Source organism: Rhizobium sp. SU303 (assembly GCF_021052345.1).
Lineage (GTDB): Bacteria > Pseudomonadota > Alphaproteobacteria > Rhizobiales > Rhizobiaceae > Rhizobium > Rhizobium laguerreae.
On the sequence record NZ_CP088097.1, the window covers coordinates 479,287 to 496,403 of the forward strand.

The window sequence follows — 17,117 nt, forward strand, 5'->3', positions numbered from 1 at the left end:
AAAATTCCACACTCTGACCATCAGCTTCGCTGCCCACGGGAGGAAAAAAAACGGAATGGACGACTGGAAAGGCAAGAAAGTCAGGATCATGGTTTACAAGAAAGTGTCGGAGCCGAGGCCGGGCTCGGCGGACTTATCCACGATCTACGCGAAATGGTGATCTAGGATAAGGCAAGTCCGAAGGAGGCGGCCGATGTCGAAGTATTCGAGGTTCAACGAAAACGTTCTGGGTGAAGACGTTTTGGACGAAATCCTGAATTGGGACGAATGACGGCCGTGGTCCGACAGTAGCCATGCGCTTCGTCCGCTTTGCGCCACTTTCGGACCTTTTCTGGTGATGACGCGAGGGCGCGTCTCGACCAAAGCAGCCTTGCAGTCGATCCTCAATATCGACGCTTACCTTGAACTCGGCGATTCGACGGCTATGGACTCTTCTTTTGCAAAGGCGCAATTTTGAAATAGGAGACGCAAGCTAGAAAACCGTCCGGCGCTGCATGTTTGAATGCGCAGCTGACGCTTGACCTCGCTCCGAAAATTTCCGGGTGAGGTAAGACATTGTGCGCATATCCGTGCCCCGCTGCGGCCGATGGCGCGCTGCAGTTCGTTCCGGATGCATCTGGAGGGAAAACCATGCCTGTTCTTCAACGCAGAGAATTCATCGTTCAGGGAAGCGCGGTTCTCGCCGGAATCGCGGGTCTTTATTCGTCGCTGGCCCACGCTTTTCCGACGCGGCCGGGCGAGAAAGTCATTCCATGGCTCGATCAGCCGACGGAAAGTCCCGATCCGGTAGGGATTCAAACCCAGCTTGTCTGGGAGGATTTGGATGCCTTCATAACTCCGAATGACAGGTTTTTCAGCATCTCGCATTTCGATCGACCGACGATTGACGACAAGTCCTGGTCCCTCGACATCGGAGGGCTGGTCAATAAGCCCTTGAAACTGACGCTCGCCGACATCAAGGCGCGGCCGCGGCAGGAGGTAGTTTTCACCGTGGAATGCTCCGGCAACCACGGCTTCCCCTTCTTCACCGGCGGTATCGGCAATGCCCGCTGGGCAGGCACGCCGCTTGCCCCGATCCTCCAGGAAGCCGGGGTCCTTGAAAAGGGCATTGAGGTCGTCTTCTTCGGTACCGACAAAGGCGAGGTCACAATTCGCGACATCAAGATGCAACAGAACTTCGCTCGCAGCATGTCGCTCGCCGACGCGATGAACCCCGACAATCTGCTCTGCTACGAAATGAACGGCGCAACCCTGCCGGTGGCCAACGGTTTCCCGCTGCGGCTGATATCTCCGGGCTGGTACGGGATCGCCAACGTCAAGTGGCTGAAGGGCATCGAGGTTCGCGACACCCGCTTCATGAGCCTGCTGATGGGCCGCGACTATGTCACCATCCGGGAGGAAGAGCACAACGGCGAGACCGTGTGGGCCGAAACCTCGGTCGGCCGGGCCTTGCTGAAATCCGCGCCCGCGAAGGTCACGCGCAAGGACTCCGGTCACCGGATCGTCGGCGCAGCCTGGGGTGCACCGATCGACCGGGTCGAAGTGAAAATCGATCAAGGGCCTTGGATGCCGGCAGTCATCGATCACAGCGAGGAGGCCGAATACGCCTGGAAGATTTGGTCACTGGATTGGCCAGATCCCTCGCCTGGAGAACACACGGTTACCTCGCGCGCGATCAGTACCGCAGGGCAAATCCAACCGGCAATGGACGATCCGCTGATCGCCAAGAAGCACACATACTGGGAAAGCAATGGCCAGGTGACGCGCCGCATCCGCATCGTTTGAGAAACGTTGCTGCCTCGCACGTCGGCTGCTGAGTGAACGGAACGTTCCACCGAGAACCCCTCACTTGGGACTGCGACATTTCAGGAGAAAGCCGCCGGCGGTCATCCGCTGGCGGCCCTTCCGCTAGTCTGCCCCGTCTTTTTTTGCCCGCTCGATGAATTTCCCGGCGACCGCTTTGCCAAGTGCGGCACCGGCCCGGTTGTCCATTTCATAGTGGATGCCGGCCCAGATGCGGGAATCGCCCGCTTCCTTGCCGACCGTTCGGATGAACTCCGCCTGGTCGGGGAACAGATAGGCAAGCACCTCGCATCGGGCAGTCGACAACGTGGAGTGGTTCGACGGATAACTGGGATGGGCCGGCACTGCGAACAGGGGAGTGATGCTCGGGTCAAGCATGTTGGGCCGCAGGTACCAATAAGCGTATTTCCCGTCGTTGCTTGCAATGTAGGCGTCGTAGTAGACCGTTGCGAGCATCGCGTAAGCCCGCGCGGCGCGCGGCGGGTTCGAATCCGTCTTGTCCTCGAACATCCACTTGCTGGCATAGTCATACCAGTCGGTGAACAGGCCGGATGGGCTTTGCCAGTAGAACGCCTTGTAGCTGTTGGGGAATTTTCGCTCAAACTGCCGGACTGCATCCGTCTCGGCCTTCACGGCCGCAGACTTGCAGTCGGGCGGAGTCGGTGGCCTGAATTCATCGGCTGCCTCGAGCAGGATCGGCTTCCAGTTTGGCATGGTTGCATTGGCGGGTTTGGCTCCGACCCACATGCACGGCCCGGTCGGCACGGTGCCGGTCCAGACGGCATCGGAGCCGTCGGCCTTTGCCCGCGCAATCACTTGCTCTGCCACGCGTTGCCCCAATTCCAGGCCAGCGGATGAATCGCTTGGGAACTGGACACCGGCAAGGACACGCGACTGCGCGGCTTCTTCGGCCATCGCCTGGAACGACAACGCCTCGTCCGGAAAGAAATAGGCAAGGACGGTCGCGGCGGCTCCAGCGGCTGCCGCGTGTTCGGATGGATAAGCGGGACTCTGAGGCGTAGGCAGCGCAGTCGGCAGTGTCGTATCCACCTGGCTCGGGCGCGGGCGATTGTAGAAGTATTTCGACTCCCAAGCCGCGACGGTGGCGTCGTAGACCGCCATCGTCAAATAGGTGTAGACGCGATGCGCATTGGGGATCGTCTGGTTTGCGAGAAGACGGTTGTTGACCAAGTCGATCCATCGATAGCCGGGCGAGCCAGCGTCCCAGAATGTGATCTTGGCGGCGACCTGCGCATCGTTCTTTGCGACAAGTTCGCGGACCTGCTCCAACTCGGTTTCGGAAGTATCCGGAGGGGGCGCCACTCGGAAGTCTTTGCCCGACGTGATTACCCACGTCTTCCACGTTCCAGCGTTTGGCTCTATCTGATCCGATTGGGCGAAAGCGAAGTTCCCTGACAAAAGGATCAGCGCGCAGGCCCTGCTAAAGCCGCTAAGCATGTTCGACCCCCAGTTGATCCCGGCCCAAAGACGGAAGGTTTCTGCTTTGACGGCCGTTCTATTTTCTATTTTAGCCCGCTCTAATTATACCGCGAAGCGCTGCTAAGTGAAAGGATCAAAAATGAGAGCAGGTTGCGGTATGAAAGGTCAGGTCCGAAGGCCGCTGTCTTCCTGACTTGCACCCCGCAGGGTCGCTGTGACGACGCTCAGCAGTCAAGCCATCGGCGGCCCCTCCCCGCGTACCGATGGAATCGGTTGCTGCGGGTCAAAAGCGGACCTTCGAGCCGCTGATGAACGAATGTCAGCTTTCAGCGCCTGCTCCCGAAAGCAGTCCGCCGGCCAACGGCCCCAAATCTGTCGTTCCTTCACGCCGAGCGCAACGACTGCTCCTGGCGCAAACGTGGCGGCGAAAGGCGAGTAGCTCTTCGAAATTCGGACTATCTTTGCGCGCTTGATGGCAGGTCCGGCCGTCGCTCTCCAACTCCCTGCCGGACGAGCGACAGAGCAGCGATGCCCGCCTCATCGGCCGCGCGCAGAAGCGCTTCCCGGAATTGTTCCGGGGCAATCTTCCCGCTCAATGCGTCGACGCAGGCTTTGACGGCAGCCACATATTCCTCGCCGTCATCGCAAGGCCAGTCGTTGATCAGGAGACGCGCCGCGTCGCCCAGCGTCCATACGATCTTGCGAGATGCCGGGCCTCGCAAAGCAAAGCCAACCGGCGTGAATGCTGATGATGTGTTCCAGCACATTGTCCTCGACCCCTCAAGGCACGGATACTGCAGTCCCCAGTTCAATATACGCGCGTATTTTGTAATTTGGAATTGAAATTTGTCGAATAATACGGCTTGAACGCGAGCTGTCGAATGAAGCAGAAACGGCGCACGCGCTCCCCTATTCTATCCCCAGTTTCGCCGCGCTCACCGCAATTCGGCGGTGACGCGAAAGATGCCGCCGGCCGACGCATCCGAGCAGACGACGAAGGTCGAGCCCTCCTGCGCCATGAAGGCGACATTGCCGCCGGCTTCGCAGGGGGTGGCGCTCCATTGCAGGATGATATCACCGTTATCGGGCAGTTTTTCCGGCGTGATCTTTGCCGCACTTGCCATCCATTCCGTCGCTGACGGGAGGTGGACGGGCGCGTTCAGCTGCTTCGACAGCCAGGCCGTATAGTTCTGCGCCACGGCAAGCGGCACGTCGTCGGCCGGCTGCTCAGGATTGTCGGCATAGGCCTGTGCGGCGGCGGGATCGGAATTGGCGGTGTAATATTCCGCCATCTCCGCCCTGGTGACCGCCTTCGTCTGCATGCAGAAGGACTTGTCGATCTTCACGGCGCCATTGGCAACGCCGAGCATGCCGCCGAGTTCCTGCATCGACGAGGTCATCAGCCGGACATTGTCAAGTGAATAGCTTCCGGCCGGCACGGTCTCGAAGGCAAGCGTCTGCGAAACGGGGCAGAAGCCTCGCGCCGACAGCGCCTCGAGATCGGCAAGGATCGGCTGGTAGGCAACGATGGCGAGCTTATAAGCCTCCGCAGTGTAGCGGCCGTCGGCCTCGCCGATCTTCGGGGCGAGTGCGGCAAGCGTCGGATCGGCAGCACCTGCGCGGGTTGCAATGGAGGCGCTGAGATCGGTGACTTTCTGCTTCAGCGCCGTCGCCTCGTCCTTCGCCGCCATGACGTCGGCGATGACGGCATCGAACAGTTTAGCGGCGTCGCCATAGCCTGTGGTCGCGGCCGGCACCTGCCATTGCTCGGCCTTGGCCTTGGCATCCGTCATCAGCCCGCTCGCCTTGGCGACATCGGGGCTATCGCCGGCGCCGATGCGATTGACGGTTTCGCGCTTTGCCGCCGCGTCCTTTTCGGCGGCCGTCAACGCGGTGAGCGCCTTGGCGAGATCGTCAAACGTCGTTTTCGACTCGTCGTAGGCGCCGACCGCAGCGTGCATCTGCTTTGCGGTGGCGGCATCGGCAGCAGTCTTCATCTTGGCGTCGGCCTCGGCAAAACCTGGCGCCTTGTCGCCGCCGGCGGCTGAAGCGGCAGCCTTCGCCTTCTCGGCACTTTCTTTGGAGATACCGATCAGCGCATTGCCGAGATTGATGGCTGCCGTCTGGAAGCCCGGAAGGGCCTTTTCGTAATCTTCGTCCTTGAGCAGGGCATCGGCCGATGTCAGCGCCGCGGCGCCGGTGTCATAGGAGAGTTTCGCTTGGTCACTGGCCGGGCGCTCCGGCGCCTTGGCGGCAATCGCCTTCTGCTTGCGGCTTTCGGCCTCCTTCTTCCAGGTGCCGACATCGGCGACGAGTTTTGGATCTGGGGCCAGCAGCTTCGGGATGGTGACGACGCCGACGCCGATGCAGATCAGGAGCAGCGCACCGATCATGGACAGCTTCGCAAGCGTCCATTTTTTCGGCTTCGGCGCGTCCTGCTGCTGTTGCATGCTGCCGCGCGGATCCCACGACATAGGCTGGATGCCCGTCGTGACGCGTGCGAATTCGCCCAACGCATCGGCGCCCGTTCGCGGTCGCGCGCTCGGATCGCGGCTCAGCATCCTTTCCACTAGGCTTGCAAGACCCTCGGGAAAGCCCGGGATCAGCACGTCGAGGCGGGGAAAGATATTGGAAGGATCGAGATGGATGTTCTTCCAGCTCTGCTCCCGCTGGTGTTCGTCTTCCCAGACCATGACGCTGTCGAAGACGCTGGCATAGGTCTGCCGCGGCAGGAACAGCTTGTAGGCGATCATGCCCATGGCGTAGATGTCGAGCGCCGCGGAGGCGGAAAAAGTACCGCTGGCATAGATTTCCGGCGCGCCGAATTCCGGCACATAGGGCGGGATGATGTGTTCGCCGATCTTCGAGATCAGGTGCAGGTTACCGATCCGCACCGACAGGCCGGAATAATCCTCGGAGACGTAGATGCACTGGTCCGTCAGCGCATTGTGGGCGTAACCGGCGCCATGCAGCGTCGCCAGGCCCTCGAGGATGTGGCGGCCGATCTCGACGGCGCGCTCGTAAGCCACCATTTCCGTTTCGTCGAGATATTGGTGCAGCGTTTTCGACGGCCGCTTCTCGACGATGTAGAAATTGTCGTCTTCCGGCGACGGCGGAATGAGGTCCTCGATTTCGACGAAGCGCCGGGCCGTCAGCGATTTGGCCTCGTTGATGGAGGTCCAGACGCGCTCGAAACGAGCCTTGTCCAGTTTCAGCGCCATATCGGGCGCGACGATGAAGACCGCATGGTCCATCCGCTTGTCCTGGGCCGGATAGACGATGAACTCGTTCTCATAGACCGGCTCGCCGATCGTGTAGCGGGCGATCAGATCACTTCTCATGCACTTGTCCCCCTGCATTCATTGCATTCATGAAACGGAATTCTATTCGCCTGCCAGTAATGGATCGCCGATCAGGCCCGCGGCCAGCAGCAGGCCGGTTCTTGTATCGCGAAGCGCGAAGGCAAAACGGGCATCTGCCACGACGCGGACAAGCTTCGGATCGATGCTGCGTTCTGTGATAACAGCCGTGGCTGCCGCCGCCTCCGTGCCGTTTTCGTCAACCTTGATCATCGTCTTCTGAAGGACGCGCGCCAGGCTGATGTTTTCCTTGGTGAAACCCGGGAAACCCGCATCCTTGGCCTTCTCCGGCGCCACTCCCATCGCATTGAGTATCGGCATCAAATCACGCCCGTCGTTCAGGGAAAAGCGGGGCAGGAAGATTTCGCCCTTGGTGGCCTCGAATTTTTCCCCTTGCAGCCAGGAAGCGAGCGCCTTCAGGTCAGAGCCGGTCACACCCTTGCCGGAGCGCGCCGCCACCACGACCATGCTGTAGCTCTCGCCGGCATAGGCAAGGTCGACGGCGGTGAATTTCTCGTCGGAGCGGAATTTCTGCCCATCGCCGGCAAGATGCATCATCGGCACCGAAATCGTCGAGCCATCCGGCCGCTGAAAGGGGCTTGCCGGGCTCTCCCTATCGAAGGAGGTTTTCCAACGCGCCTTGAAGGAAAGCGCGCCGAGGCTGACGAAGCCGCCGCCCGGCGGTGCGTCCAGGATGACAGGAATGGCTCCCCGCGTCGCCTGTTTGACCCAGCCGTTGATGTGCTCGACCGATTTCGGTCCGTCGAGATCCTCGATCGAGGGCTTGATCCGGTGGCCGGCGAGCATGGAGAGCGCATCGGGGACGAGCACCAGCTTGTCGTCGAAGACGATCGCGACCGCCGTCGTCAACGGCGCATCCGCCGCTGCCGGCTTTTCCTGATACATCGCGTCGAGCACCGTCTCCGGTCCCTTCACCTCGCCGCCGAAGCCGAGGCCCTTGGCGATCGAGGCCTTGCCTTGCTCGGAGGCGCCGAGGGCGGCAAGACCAAGTGCTGCGGCAAGGCTTGCCGGCGACACCATGATATTGGCAGCACCCTCCTTTGCCAGCGTCCGGTCGATCAGTTCGGCGGCGAGCCCGGCTTGCGCTGTAAGCATCGCCTTGCTGTCGCCGGCATGAGCCGAAGCAAGCGCCATCAGGGAAGCGGCAAGACCCGCCAGCAGAGTGGATTTCGGCATGGTTCGCTCCTGTTCAGCGGACGCGATAGAATTTGGAATCGAACGACCATTTGCCTTGGGCGCCGGTTTCGTCGTCGCCGACGATCCTGAGGCTTCGGGCGAGATCGTAGACATAGTTGAAGGCGGCGCGCTGGCCGACGAGAGGCGTCGGCACATCGGGCAGGTCGAGCACTTCGATCGGCTTGTCGCTGAGGATGGCAACGACCATGCCGACGCCGGCCGGGCCCTCCACCACATATTCGAAGCCGGTATAGGGATTGCGCGCATCGGGCACGACGACCGGCCGGGCCGGATCGAGCCGGTTGTCGCCGCTTTTGGCGGTCGGCTTCAAGCCCATCGAGCGTTTGTTCGGGTAAAGCTGCGTCAGCTTGCCGGAGGCGTCGATATCGACCAGGATCAGGTAACCGGACTTTTTGGTGGAGACACGCATCGCCACCTTGTCGCCAATGCTGACCGCGGTACCGGGCAGCACGTCGACGGCGACGCCCGCTTCGTTGTCGCTCTTCAGCGTGTTTTCGACGGCGGCGACCGGCGTCTTCGCCTCTTCGCCGGTGATGACATCCCGGCCGAGCGCATCCGGCTGACCATAAAATTGTGGAACCGGCGTGAAGCGGCAATCCTCAGCATGCGTCCGGCAATATTCGTCCGATTTGCGCCGGACATAATCGAGAAGCGCGGCATTGCTGACATTCGGCTTGTCGGCCGCGCGCGCCACGCCATCCTGCACGCCTTCGATGAAGCGGCGGGTGAAGACGCCGACCGCCGGCTTGGCCTCGCGGTCGACGAGCGCCCATTGCCCCGCGTTAACGGCCGACCAGACCATGGCGTTTTCGCCGCCGAAGGAGAATTTGGCTTCCTTGCCTGATTTGTTCGGCGGTTCGAGCGCTGCCAGCGCCGGGCCGAGGCAACGCACGGTGCCGGAGGGCGCTGCCACCGCGCTGCGGCTGCCGGGCCCGACATGGCAGGCATCGATCAGCAGCGTGACGCGGCGGTCCTTGAGGCTGTTCAGCCGCGCGGCGATCTCGGTTTCGCGGATCTGGTTGGTGACCGTCACTTTGCCGGCCTCGCGGACCAGCTTGGCATCGGCGGCCACCAGCGTCGGGCTGGTCGTCGCGTCGGCGCCCATTTCCTCCGAGCCCTGGCCGCTGAAATAGAGGAAGACGCGGCTTCCCGGCGTCGACTGACGCACCAGCCAGTCGTCGATCTCGGCAAGGATCGCCTCGCGGGTCGCCTTGCGGTTGGTCAGCGTGTGGATCTGTTCCGGGCGGTAGGCGAGCGTCTTGGCGAGGAAGACCTGCATCGCCTTCACATCGGTGGCGGAGCCGGTCAGTTTCGCCTCGCGCATCTCGTAATCGTCGATGCCGATCAACAGCGCGCGGTCGCCGGGCGAGCTTTCGATCACCGGTGTCTGGACGACCGATGGCTGAACGGCGGGTTCGTCAGCGACGGGTTTGTCAGCCGGCGGAGTATCGCCGGTGGGCGCGCCAGGTGTTTCGGTCGTGGCGGCTGGCGCGGTATCGCCGGCGGGCGGGGTCGTGATGACGAGATTGGTCTCTTCCTGTCCGGACTTCCTCTGCTTCGTCCCGCCACCGGTCGTGGTGGATGCGACCTGATCGCTGGCAGAAGGCCCTTCAACATTCGGCACGTCGCCATCGGTCTTGGCCGCGATCCAGTCGCGGAAGGCGGCCACACGGGTATAGACGCCGTAATGCTCCGCCTCGGCGCAGCCGGCGCCCCAGCTGACGATGCCGAGCTGGATCCAGCGCTTGTCGGGACGCTGGGCGACGAGCGGCCCGCCGCTATCGCCCTGGCAGGCATCCTTGCCACCCTCGGCGTAGCCGGCGCAGACATTGCGCTCGTCGATCGGGTTCATGCGCATCGAGCTGTCGCGGTAGGCGGCCCGGCAGTCCTCGCGCGGGACGATCGGCAGTTCCACTTCCTGCAGTTCGGTCGGCAGGTATTTGTCGTCCCAGCCGTGATCGGCCTTGGTGTAACCCCAGCCGGTGACGACGGCCGAGTGGCCCGCGGCCTCCACCTCGTCATCGGAGGCCGAGGCAAGGATCGCCGGCTTCGATTTAGCCGGCTCGCTCAGCTTGATGAGGGCGATGTCGTTGGCGAAGACCTTGCGGTCGAAATCCTCGTGAATGATCACCTCTTCGACGGCAAGACCCGGCTTGTCGGGGCCGTCGACCGCGATCACCTTGTCGATCTTCGACTTGCCCTCGACGATCAGCAGGTCGCGGGCGAAGAGATCCTGCTTGCCGGAGCGGCCGCTGGTGACGCAATGGGCGGCCGTCAATATCCAGCGCGGCGAGATCAACGAGCCGCCGCAATGGCCGCCGAAGCGGCCGCGCTGTTCGGGATCGGGCGCCAGGATCTTCACCTGCCAGGGCCATTCGCCCTTCTTGGCCGCCTGGCCGCCAATGACACGCCCGCCATCCTCGCCGGCGAAATCCGTGTCCTGCTGCGCAAGAGCCGGAGAGCCGAGCAGCAGCATGACGGACGCAATATTGAGGATCCTGCTGATCGACGTGCTCATAGCTTGGCTCCGGCGGAGGTATAGAGGACCGTAAATCCGACGCGCGCGCCCTCGGGCAGGAATTCGCCGAGGCGCTTGGCGATGTTGCCAGCGGTGCGGCGTCTGTCGTTCTGCTTCAGGAATTCAATAAGTTCGGGCATCGGGGTTTCAGAGGTGACGGCAACGAGCAGGTCCGTGCCGAAAGGTGCGACGACGGAAAGGTCGAGATCGAAGGTCTGAGACATCTCGGCATCGACCTCCCTTTCGCCCGGATAGAGGAACTGCACGGTTCCATCGCCGGTGACGTCGAAGAGCACGAGCTTGCGGGCTGATATATCCGAAACCGTGACGCCGACGCGCTCACCTTCGCGATGGACGGTGTCGGAAGGCGTCACGCGCACGGTCTGCGGGTTGGTCTCGGAGAGCCGCTTCAGCGCATCGAGCGCGGCCATCCGGTCGACGACGAATGGCATGTCACCGGCGCCGACGCCGGAGGCGACGACATCGCCGCCGGCAATCGCCTCGTGTTTTTCGGGATCGAAGACGAGTTCGGCATCAGCCCCCTCCGCCAGCTTGAACGGCGTGACGGCTGATACAATCCCCTGCAGCACCGGCTCGGAGCCGAGGGCGGCAACGCTGATCGGCGCGGGCTCGGGGGGCAGCGGAGTGTTTGATTTCTCCGCCGCCGCCTGGGCCCCCGCCCCTTCGTAATGATAGACGACCGCGCGATCGAGATCGGTTCCGGGCGGGCTTTCGGTAAAGATGTTCTGCCGCTGGTTGGTGAACTGATAGACCGCCTGGCGCACATATTCGAACAGTTCGCGGCGGCTGACGGCGCCGTCGCCGTTGCGGTCCGCGGCCCCTTCGAAGGCGCGGGCGGTGGCATAGCTCAGGGCGCCGCGTTTCTGCGGAATGCCTGGAATGGTGATTTCGGGCGACTTGGTGTTTTCGTCGACGGCGGCGAGAAAGGTCAGCCGCTTGAAATCGAAGCCGGTGGACAGCGCATCTGCCGTGGTCGAAATCGGCGCGAGATCGTCCTCCTCGATCGTATAGGAAGGCGCCTGACGCCAGGTGATCTCGGCGCCGCGCGGATCGACGTCGCGGGTCATGCCGCCGGCATGGCAGGTATCGGCGATGAAGACGACATCGGCGCCCTTGGCCTCGAGCTTGCGGATCAGCGTCTTGAATTCGTCGCCGAAGATGCGCTCGCGCGATCCCGGCAGCCGGGTATCGAAGCCAGCCAGAATATAGACCTCGTCGCGGCCGCTCCGTTTGGAACCCTTGACGCGTTCAGGCTCGCTCGACCCATGACCGGCGATGCCAAGCACGATCAGGTCTCCGGACCCTGCGCGTTCCGTCACGGCCTCGATCGCATGGAAAATACCCTCGCGGTCGGCAGCGCCGTTCTTCAGGAGCGTCATGTCCTCGACGCCGACCGAGCGCAGCGAAAGCGAAAGGTCGTCGGCGTCGGCGACGGCGCCGTGCAGCGGCGGAACGTTGCGGTAGAGGTCGATGCCGATCAGAACGGCCCTGACCGCACCACGCTCGGGCGCCTCGATCACCTTTGCCAGGCTGTCGGTGGCCGCCATGGTGAGGAGGGCAAGTGCTGCGGCCATGGAAACGAATGCGGTCATGGCCAGTTCCCCCTCGCCCGGCCTATTCGCGGCGCCATTCGACGCGGCGGTTCAGCGCATCGACATCGTCTTCGGTGAGGTTTGCGGTTGCCGTAACGTCCACCGGTTCGGATGCTCCGCGGCCTTCGGCGTCGATCGTCGCGTCGAGGCCGTTGCTCTTCAGGAAGTCGGCGACGGCCTGGGCGCGGCGTTCGGAAAGCTTCTGATTATAGTCGTCGCCGCCGCGCCGGTCGGTATGGCCGACGAGGATGATGCGGCCGGGCTTCTGCTCCTTCAGCGCCTCCAGCAATTCCTGGGCGGCCTCGGTGCCGATCGAGGTGAAGCTCGACTTGTTGAAGTCGAAGGTGATCGGAACCGGAACGGAGACCGGCACGATGCCGCGCACATTCTCGGAATAGATACCGCCGAGCACGCCGCTTCGGTGGTCCTTCTCGGCCGGCACGAAGCTGCCCTCAGGATTGTCGCTCGTCGGGTTGGCGGCAAGGATGCGGGCCTGGGCGGCGCGCTGGATGAGATCGGAGATCGTCTCGGCGGGCGGTGCTTTCGGCGTGCGGGTCTCGTTCTTGATGATCTCGATCGCCTGCTGGTAGTCGGCGGCGGCATCGGCGAAGCGGCGTGCGGAGAAATAGATCTCGCCGAGCGTGGCGGAGGCCTGCCAGAGCACCTGCGGGCTGTCGGCGGCGACAAGCAGCGGCTCGTAATCGGCGACCGGCTGGTTGGCGGCCATCATCTCCTGAGCTGCGGAAAGCCTGAGGGCCGCGACGCGGCGCTGGGCATTCACCTGGAACTGGCCGCAATCGGCGCTGACGGCGATCGCATCGGCCTCAGCCGCGGCAGCGCTGATATCCTTGGCGGCAACAGCGGTGTTCAGCTTGTCGAGAAGGGCAGTACAAACAGGCGTATCGGCGTTCGCTACCTCGATCTCCTCCCCGGCCTGGCCAGGTTCGGCCGAGCGGCCGAGGTTTAGCTGCGGCATCTTGATGCTGAACCCGCCGGGAAGTTTGAATTGCGGCATCTTGATCTGCGGCATTGGCAGTTTTGGCATCTTCGTCTGCGAAGACTGGCTCGGCTGCTTGTACTGCGTGGGCTGTTTATATTGGGTCGGCCGGGTGGATGAGGTGGTGTCGGCCGGACCGATCAGCTCCAGTTCGTCGGCTGCAAGCTCCTGGCCGGGCGCCAGGTTGGTGACGATCTTGTATTTCTTCGGCGGCTGTTGTGTTGCCTGCTCGACAGGCTTCGGCGCGACCTTTTTCGGGGCAGCCGGCTTCGGTTTTTCGACCACCGTTTCCGGCTTCTTGGCGACTTCCTGTTTCGTTACCGGCTTCGGCTTCGGCGCGGCCGCAGGTTTCGGCGCAACGGGCGGCTTTGCAGCCTGCTCGACCGGTTTCGCCGCGGGGGCGGCTGCGACGGGCGGGATGGCAGCCGGACTATCGACCGTCGTCAGCATCAGCGTCTTGCTGCTGATCTTGGTGCCGAGGCTGCGGGCTTCTTCAAGGCTGCGGGAAACGGCATCCATGCCGCCATCGATCGAGCGGAACATGCCGCCGCCGCTGCCGCCGAGATCGGCGAAGATGGTCAGCGGCTTGGAGGAATAGAAGACCTTGATCTGTTCCTGGCCGACCGGGCCTGAAACCTGCAGCTTGGCGCCGCTTGCGGGATCCGGCACCTGCACGCGCTTTCCGGCGCCGACAAGGGCGTCGGTCTGATACTTGTTCGGGAAAAGCTTCACGACCGCGCCGTTCGGCGAGACGTTCAGCACCGTGACATAGGCGTTCTCGGTCGACTGGATGAAGAGGCCGACCACTTCGCCGATGGCGTATTTGGCTTCAGCGCGATCGAAGGTGATGGTGACAGGCCCGGTCTGCGCCGGCGCTTCGGTCAATGTGCGTTCGTTCTGCGCCTCGACGGCGGGAACCACCGAAAAGAACGAAAGAAAGGTGGCTGCAGCCAGGATGGCTTTGCGGTTCGGCATTGAAAAACCTCCTCTTCGAACATCTCACACTGTGTTGAAGATGAGAATAGCACTGACTGGCGAAATTGGGATGGCTTCGCCTGTCTTGCTTGAGGGAGGGTTACAAATTATTTGGAGCCGGGAAGAATCCGCCAAGGCAAAGACGTGAGCAAGACTCACGCTCGGCAATATCCGGTGCCTTTTATAGTCCCGTTCGACTGCGAGGTGACGGTTAGTTCTTGGGTTTTTGCCCGGCTGATTTCAAAATCGAGATCAGGTCGCTCATTCCCTCGGGAGAGGAATTGTAGAGCCAGAGAATATCCGGATTGTCGACCGTGAATTCCTTGCCAGGGCCCGAGCCCATGTCGCGGCCGGGCGAGGTCGCATCGGGCAGCTTCGCCTCGCCGGGCGCCAGCCCCTTGGCGCGCTCGTGTTCGGCGATGATCGCAGTCGCCGCAGCAAAGGCCTTTTCGTCATGCTGCCGTAGCGCCGCAAGCGAAGGGTTTCGCGCCGCAAGGGCGTCTTCGGCCGGGCCGGAATAGGCGAGCCCAGGTATCTGCAGCGCCAGCAGAAGGCTGATCGACAAGGTTATGAGCCAGGATTTCGTCATCGTCGTCAAATCCGTTATCAACCTGATGCGCAATAGGGCAAGCAGCACGACAATAGGGAGAGGCCGGAAGGAAGGCAACGGCGCTTAGTTCCAATCGATTGGGAGGGTTGAAATCGGCTGGAGATCAGAGGATCTTCAATTGCTGCAGGCCAAGGCGCAGATCGCGCAGCATTTCGCCGAAGATCTCCTCGATCATTCCCGTCGACCAGACGACCATGGTGCCATAGGGCGAGCGCTTGCGCTGCATGAAGCCCGCCGTCTCGAAATCGATCAGCGTCTTGCGGCAGGTCTCGCTCGACATCACCGCGACAAGGAAACGGGCGAGATTGGACTGGTCGATCGCGCCCGCTTTTTCTGCCCAGTTCTGGATCAGCCGCGGCTTGGTGTCGGCGGTGAACATCGAGGCGAGCGCACGGTCCTGCGAGAGCCCCAGGCGCTGCAGCTTGGCGGGATCGCGGGTGAGGGAAACCACGTAATCATTGTGCAGATCGGCGAAGCGTTCGATATCTTCGGCGGTGCTGATGCCGAAGACCTTCATTGAATAGAGGAACTCGGCCATCAGATAGGTCGGCTCCGAGCGCAACTGCGCCAGATGCTTGTCGTCCTTGCTGGCCGAGGCGGCGCAGACACGGTCTGAGAAGTTTATCCGTGCCGCGCGAACCTGTTCCAGCAAGCTTATGTCGAGCGCCAGTTCGTCACCGTTCCATTCCAGCATAAGCATTTCCTGCCGATAAATCTTCGAGACGATGATCTTGTACTATCGCCGACGCAGATCTCCAAATCGTTTGGAAAGCAACGGCTTGCTGAGAAGTCATATCTAGCCTACCATTTTTGAAAGACGTGACGGTAACAGAGCATCATGCCGAAAAGTGTGATCGGTTTTCGGAAGACATAATGCTCTAACCTTAATTGAGAACAGGATTCAGAATTTGGGCTGGGTCGGCCTAAAATCATCCTGCTCTGGGGGTCGAGGCAATGCGTAGTTTTGGGTCGCATATTTTGTTTGCCGCGGCACTTGCGGTCGCCTCGCCGGGTTTCGCCAAAGACACGACGATCATCGAGCTTCGCAGCGGCGATGGTGCGCGTTCGGTCGGCATCATCTCTTCCAACGAGGAAGCGGAGGCATCCGGGCCGGCGGCGATCACCGTCGGCGATGACGGTACCATCTACATCCTCGACCAGAACAACGGCCGCGTGCTCGCAGTCGACGCCGAACGCTCGCAGGCCGAGCCTGAGATCCTGCCGCTGCCGGAAAATGCCACGCCGGAGGATCTCGCCGTCGTTCACAACGAACTCTACCTCTGGTCCGACGGCGTCGTGCCGCTCGAGCGCTCCACCGATGCCGACGGCCGGTCGCAGACGCTGCGTGCCGTCGACGGCGGTGGTGATGCCGACGACTACACCCGCTCGGTCTTCGCCTCCATGGGCTCGGTATCGCCGGGTCCGCTGAACAGCATCATCGACGAGATCGGCCGCAGCACCAGCCGGCCCGAGGCTCGCCCGCCGGTCATTCAATACGTGCCGAGCCGCGGGCTCGGCGATATCGTTGCCGAGGTCTCGGCTGCTGCAAACGACAAGGCGGAGATCCTGCTGCGGCGCAGCAGCTCGGAGGAGAATTTCCTTTCGCTGCAGCTCGCCTCGGAAGGACGGATCGGCACCGTCGAACTTCTCGACATCGACACGACAGGTAGGCCCTACGCGCTGGTCGAGCTCGTACCGGCCGACCGGCCCGAGCGCACCGGCATGCTGGTGGTGCGCTTCACGCCGAATGGCGCGATGGACCGGGTCTACGACCTGCCGATCGAACCCGGCACGGTATTTTCGAGGCGCTTCGTGGCGATCGGCCCGCGCGGCGACGTGCTCTATTTGAGATCGCTGGAAAGCCGGGCGCAGGTGCTCCGGCTCGACGGCAGGGAGCCCGGCCGCAAGCTTGCCGTCGCTCGGCCCGCCAAACAGCCGACTGCCGGCAAGCCTGGCAAGAGGCCGAAGGTGGCGATCGTGCCGAAATCGCGCAGCGACGTCATCGAGCGGGCAATCGGCTTCGAGACGCTAAATTGGCTGGTGACGCCAACTGCCTACGGTAGGGATCCGGGACCTGGCTGCATCAACATGAATCGGCTGCGCCGCCCGATCTACCTGATCGGCAAGCGCGGCCAGACGGTCAAGGGTGTTCCCTACTGCTGGGGCTGCAAGACGCCGCTCGAGAATTTCATCGGCGGCGTCGAAAAGGGCCAGACCGCCGGCAATGTCTGCACCAAGAGCGCGCCGCAATCCAACATCCTCGGCGTCGACTGCTCCGGCTTCGTCAGCGACGCCTGGGGCCTGAAGATGCACGTTTCGACGCGCGCCATCCCCGGTATCACCAAGCGCCTTTCCGACCCCTGGTCGATGCGGCCGGGCGACGCGCTGAACAAGCCGGGCTCGCATGTGCTGTTGTTCATGCGCTTCACGGCCGACAAGAAGGTGGAGGTGATGGAAGCCTCGCCGAATGCCTGCAAGGGCCGCGTCTGCCGCAATACCTATTCGCTCGGCAGCCTGTTGATGCGCGGCTACCAGCCGGTGCGCTTCAAGGGGCTCGACGGTTGAACGGTCGGAGTCTCACGCC

11 protein-coding genes are annotated in these 17,117 nt (G+C 62.4%); 2 read left to right on the plus strand and 9 right to left on the minus strand.

The features are described 5' to 3' along the window. The first annotated feature begins 630 nt into the window (after nucleotides 1-630). A complete protein-coding gene (locus RlegSU303_RS31200; RefSeq protein ID WP_017957735.1) occupies nucleotides 631-1,785 on the plus strand; it encodes a sulfite oxidase in 1,155 nt (384 codons plus the stop codon). 123 nt (nucleotides 1,786-1,908) lie between these two features. On the opposite strand, the gene RlegSU303_RS31205 is transcribed toward RlegSU303_RS31200, so the two are convergent. From RlegSU303_RS31205 to RlegSU303_RS31245, 9 genes are all read right to left on the minus strand, one after another. Then, the gene (locus tag RlegSU303_RS31205; RefSeq protein WP_017957736.1) at nucleotides 1,909-3,093 is read right to left on the minus strand and encodes a phosphatase PAP2 family protein; all 1,185 of its coding nucleotides are present in this window, start codon (nucleotides 3,091-3,093) and stop codon (nucleotides 1,909-1,911) included. Nucleotides 3,094-3,698: 605 nt separating this feature from the next. Beyond that, nucleotides 3,699-4,010, minus strand: a complete 312-nt coding sequence (locus RlegSU303_RS31210) for a DUF982 domain-containing protein (RefSeq protein ID WP_011655309.1) — start codon at nucleotides 4,008-4,010, stop codon at nucleotides 3,699-3,701. Nucleotides 4,011-4,178: 168 nt separating this feature from the next. Then, nucleotides 4,179-6,584 carry a protein kinase domain-containing protein gene (locus RlegSU303_RS31215; RefSeq protein WP_017957737.1) on the minus strand — a complete coding sequence of 802 codons (2,406 nt, stop codon included), beginning with the start codon at nucleotides 6,582-6,584 and terminating at the stop codon, nucleotides 4,179-4,181. Between the two features lie 42 nt (nucleotides 6,585-6,626). Next, on the minus strand, nucleotides 6,627-7,799 hold the full coding sequence (locus RlegSU303_RS31220; protein WP_017957738.1) for a serpin family protein: 1,173 nt from the start codon (nucleotides 7,797-7,799) through the stop codon (nucleotides 6,627-6,629). Nucleotides 7,800-7,812: 13 nt separating this feature from the next. Next, nucleotides 7,813-10,338 (minus strand): trypsin-like serine protease, encoded by a 2,526-nt coding sequence (locus RlegSU303_RS31225; protein ID WP_131621273.1) that lies wholly within the window; start codon nucleotides 10,336-10,338, stop codon nucleotides 7,813-7,815. Further along, nucleotides 10,335-11,951, minus strand: a complete 1,617-nt coding sequence (locus RlegSU303_RS31230) for a caspase family protein (RefSeq protein WP_017957740.1) — start codon at nucleotides 11,949-11,951, stop codon at nucleotides 10,335-10,337. The genes RlegSU303_RS31225 and RlegSU303_RS31230 overlap by 4 nt, the downstream gene beginning before the upstream one ends. A 22-nt stretch (nucleotides 11,952-11,973) precedes the next feature. Beyond that, nucleotides 11,974-13,923 (minus strand): DUF4384 domain-containing protein, encoded by a 1,950-nt coding sequence (locus tag RlegSU303_RS31235; RefSeq protein ID WP_131621275.1) that lies wholly within the window; start codon nucleotides 13,921-13,923, stop codon nucleotides 11,974-11,976. A gap of 211 nt (nucleotides 13,924-14,134) precedes the next feature. Then, entirely contained in the window at nucleotides 14,135-14,512 is a 378-nt protein-coding gene (locus RlegSU303_RS31240) for a hypothetical protein (protein WP_131621277.1), read from the minus strand. A gap of 124 nt (nucleotides 14,513-14,636) precedes the next feature. Beyond that, nucleotides 14,637-15,227 (minus strand): hypothetical protein, encoded by a 591-nt coding sequence (locus RlegSU303_RS31245; RefSeq protein WP_025397640.1) that lies wholly within the window; start codon nucleotides 15,225-15,227, stop codon nucleotides 14,637-14,639. Nucleotides 15,228-15,487: 260 nt separating this feature from the next. On the opposite strand from RlegSU303_RS31245, the gene RlegSU303_RS31250 reads away from it, so the two are divergent. Next, nucleotides 15,488-17,098 (plus strand): hypothetical protein, encoded by a 1,611-nt coding sequence (locus tag RlegSU303_RS31250; RefSeq protein ID WP_094088539.1) that lies wholly within the window; start codon nucleotides 15,488-15,490, stop codon nucleotides 17,096-17,098. The last annotated feature ends 19 nt before the right edge of the window (nucleotides 17,099-17,117 follow it).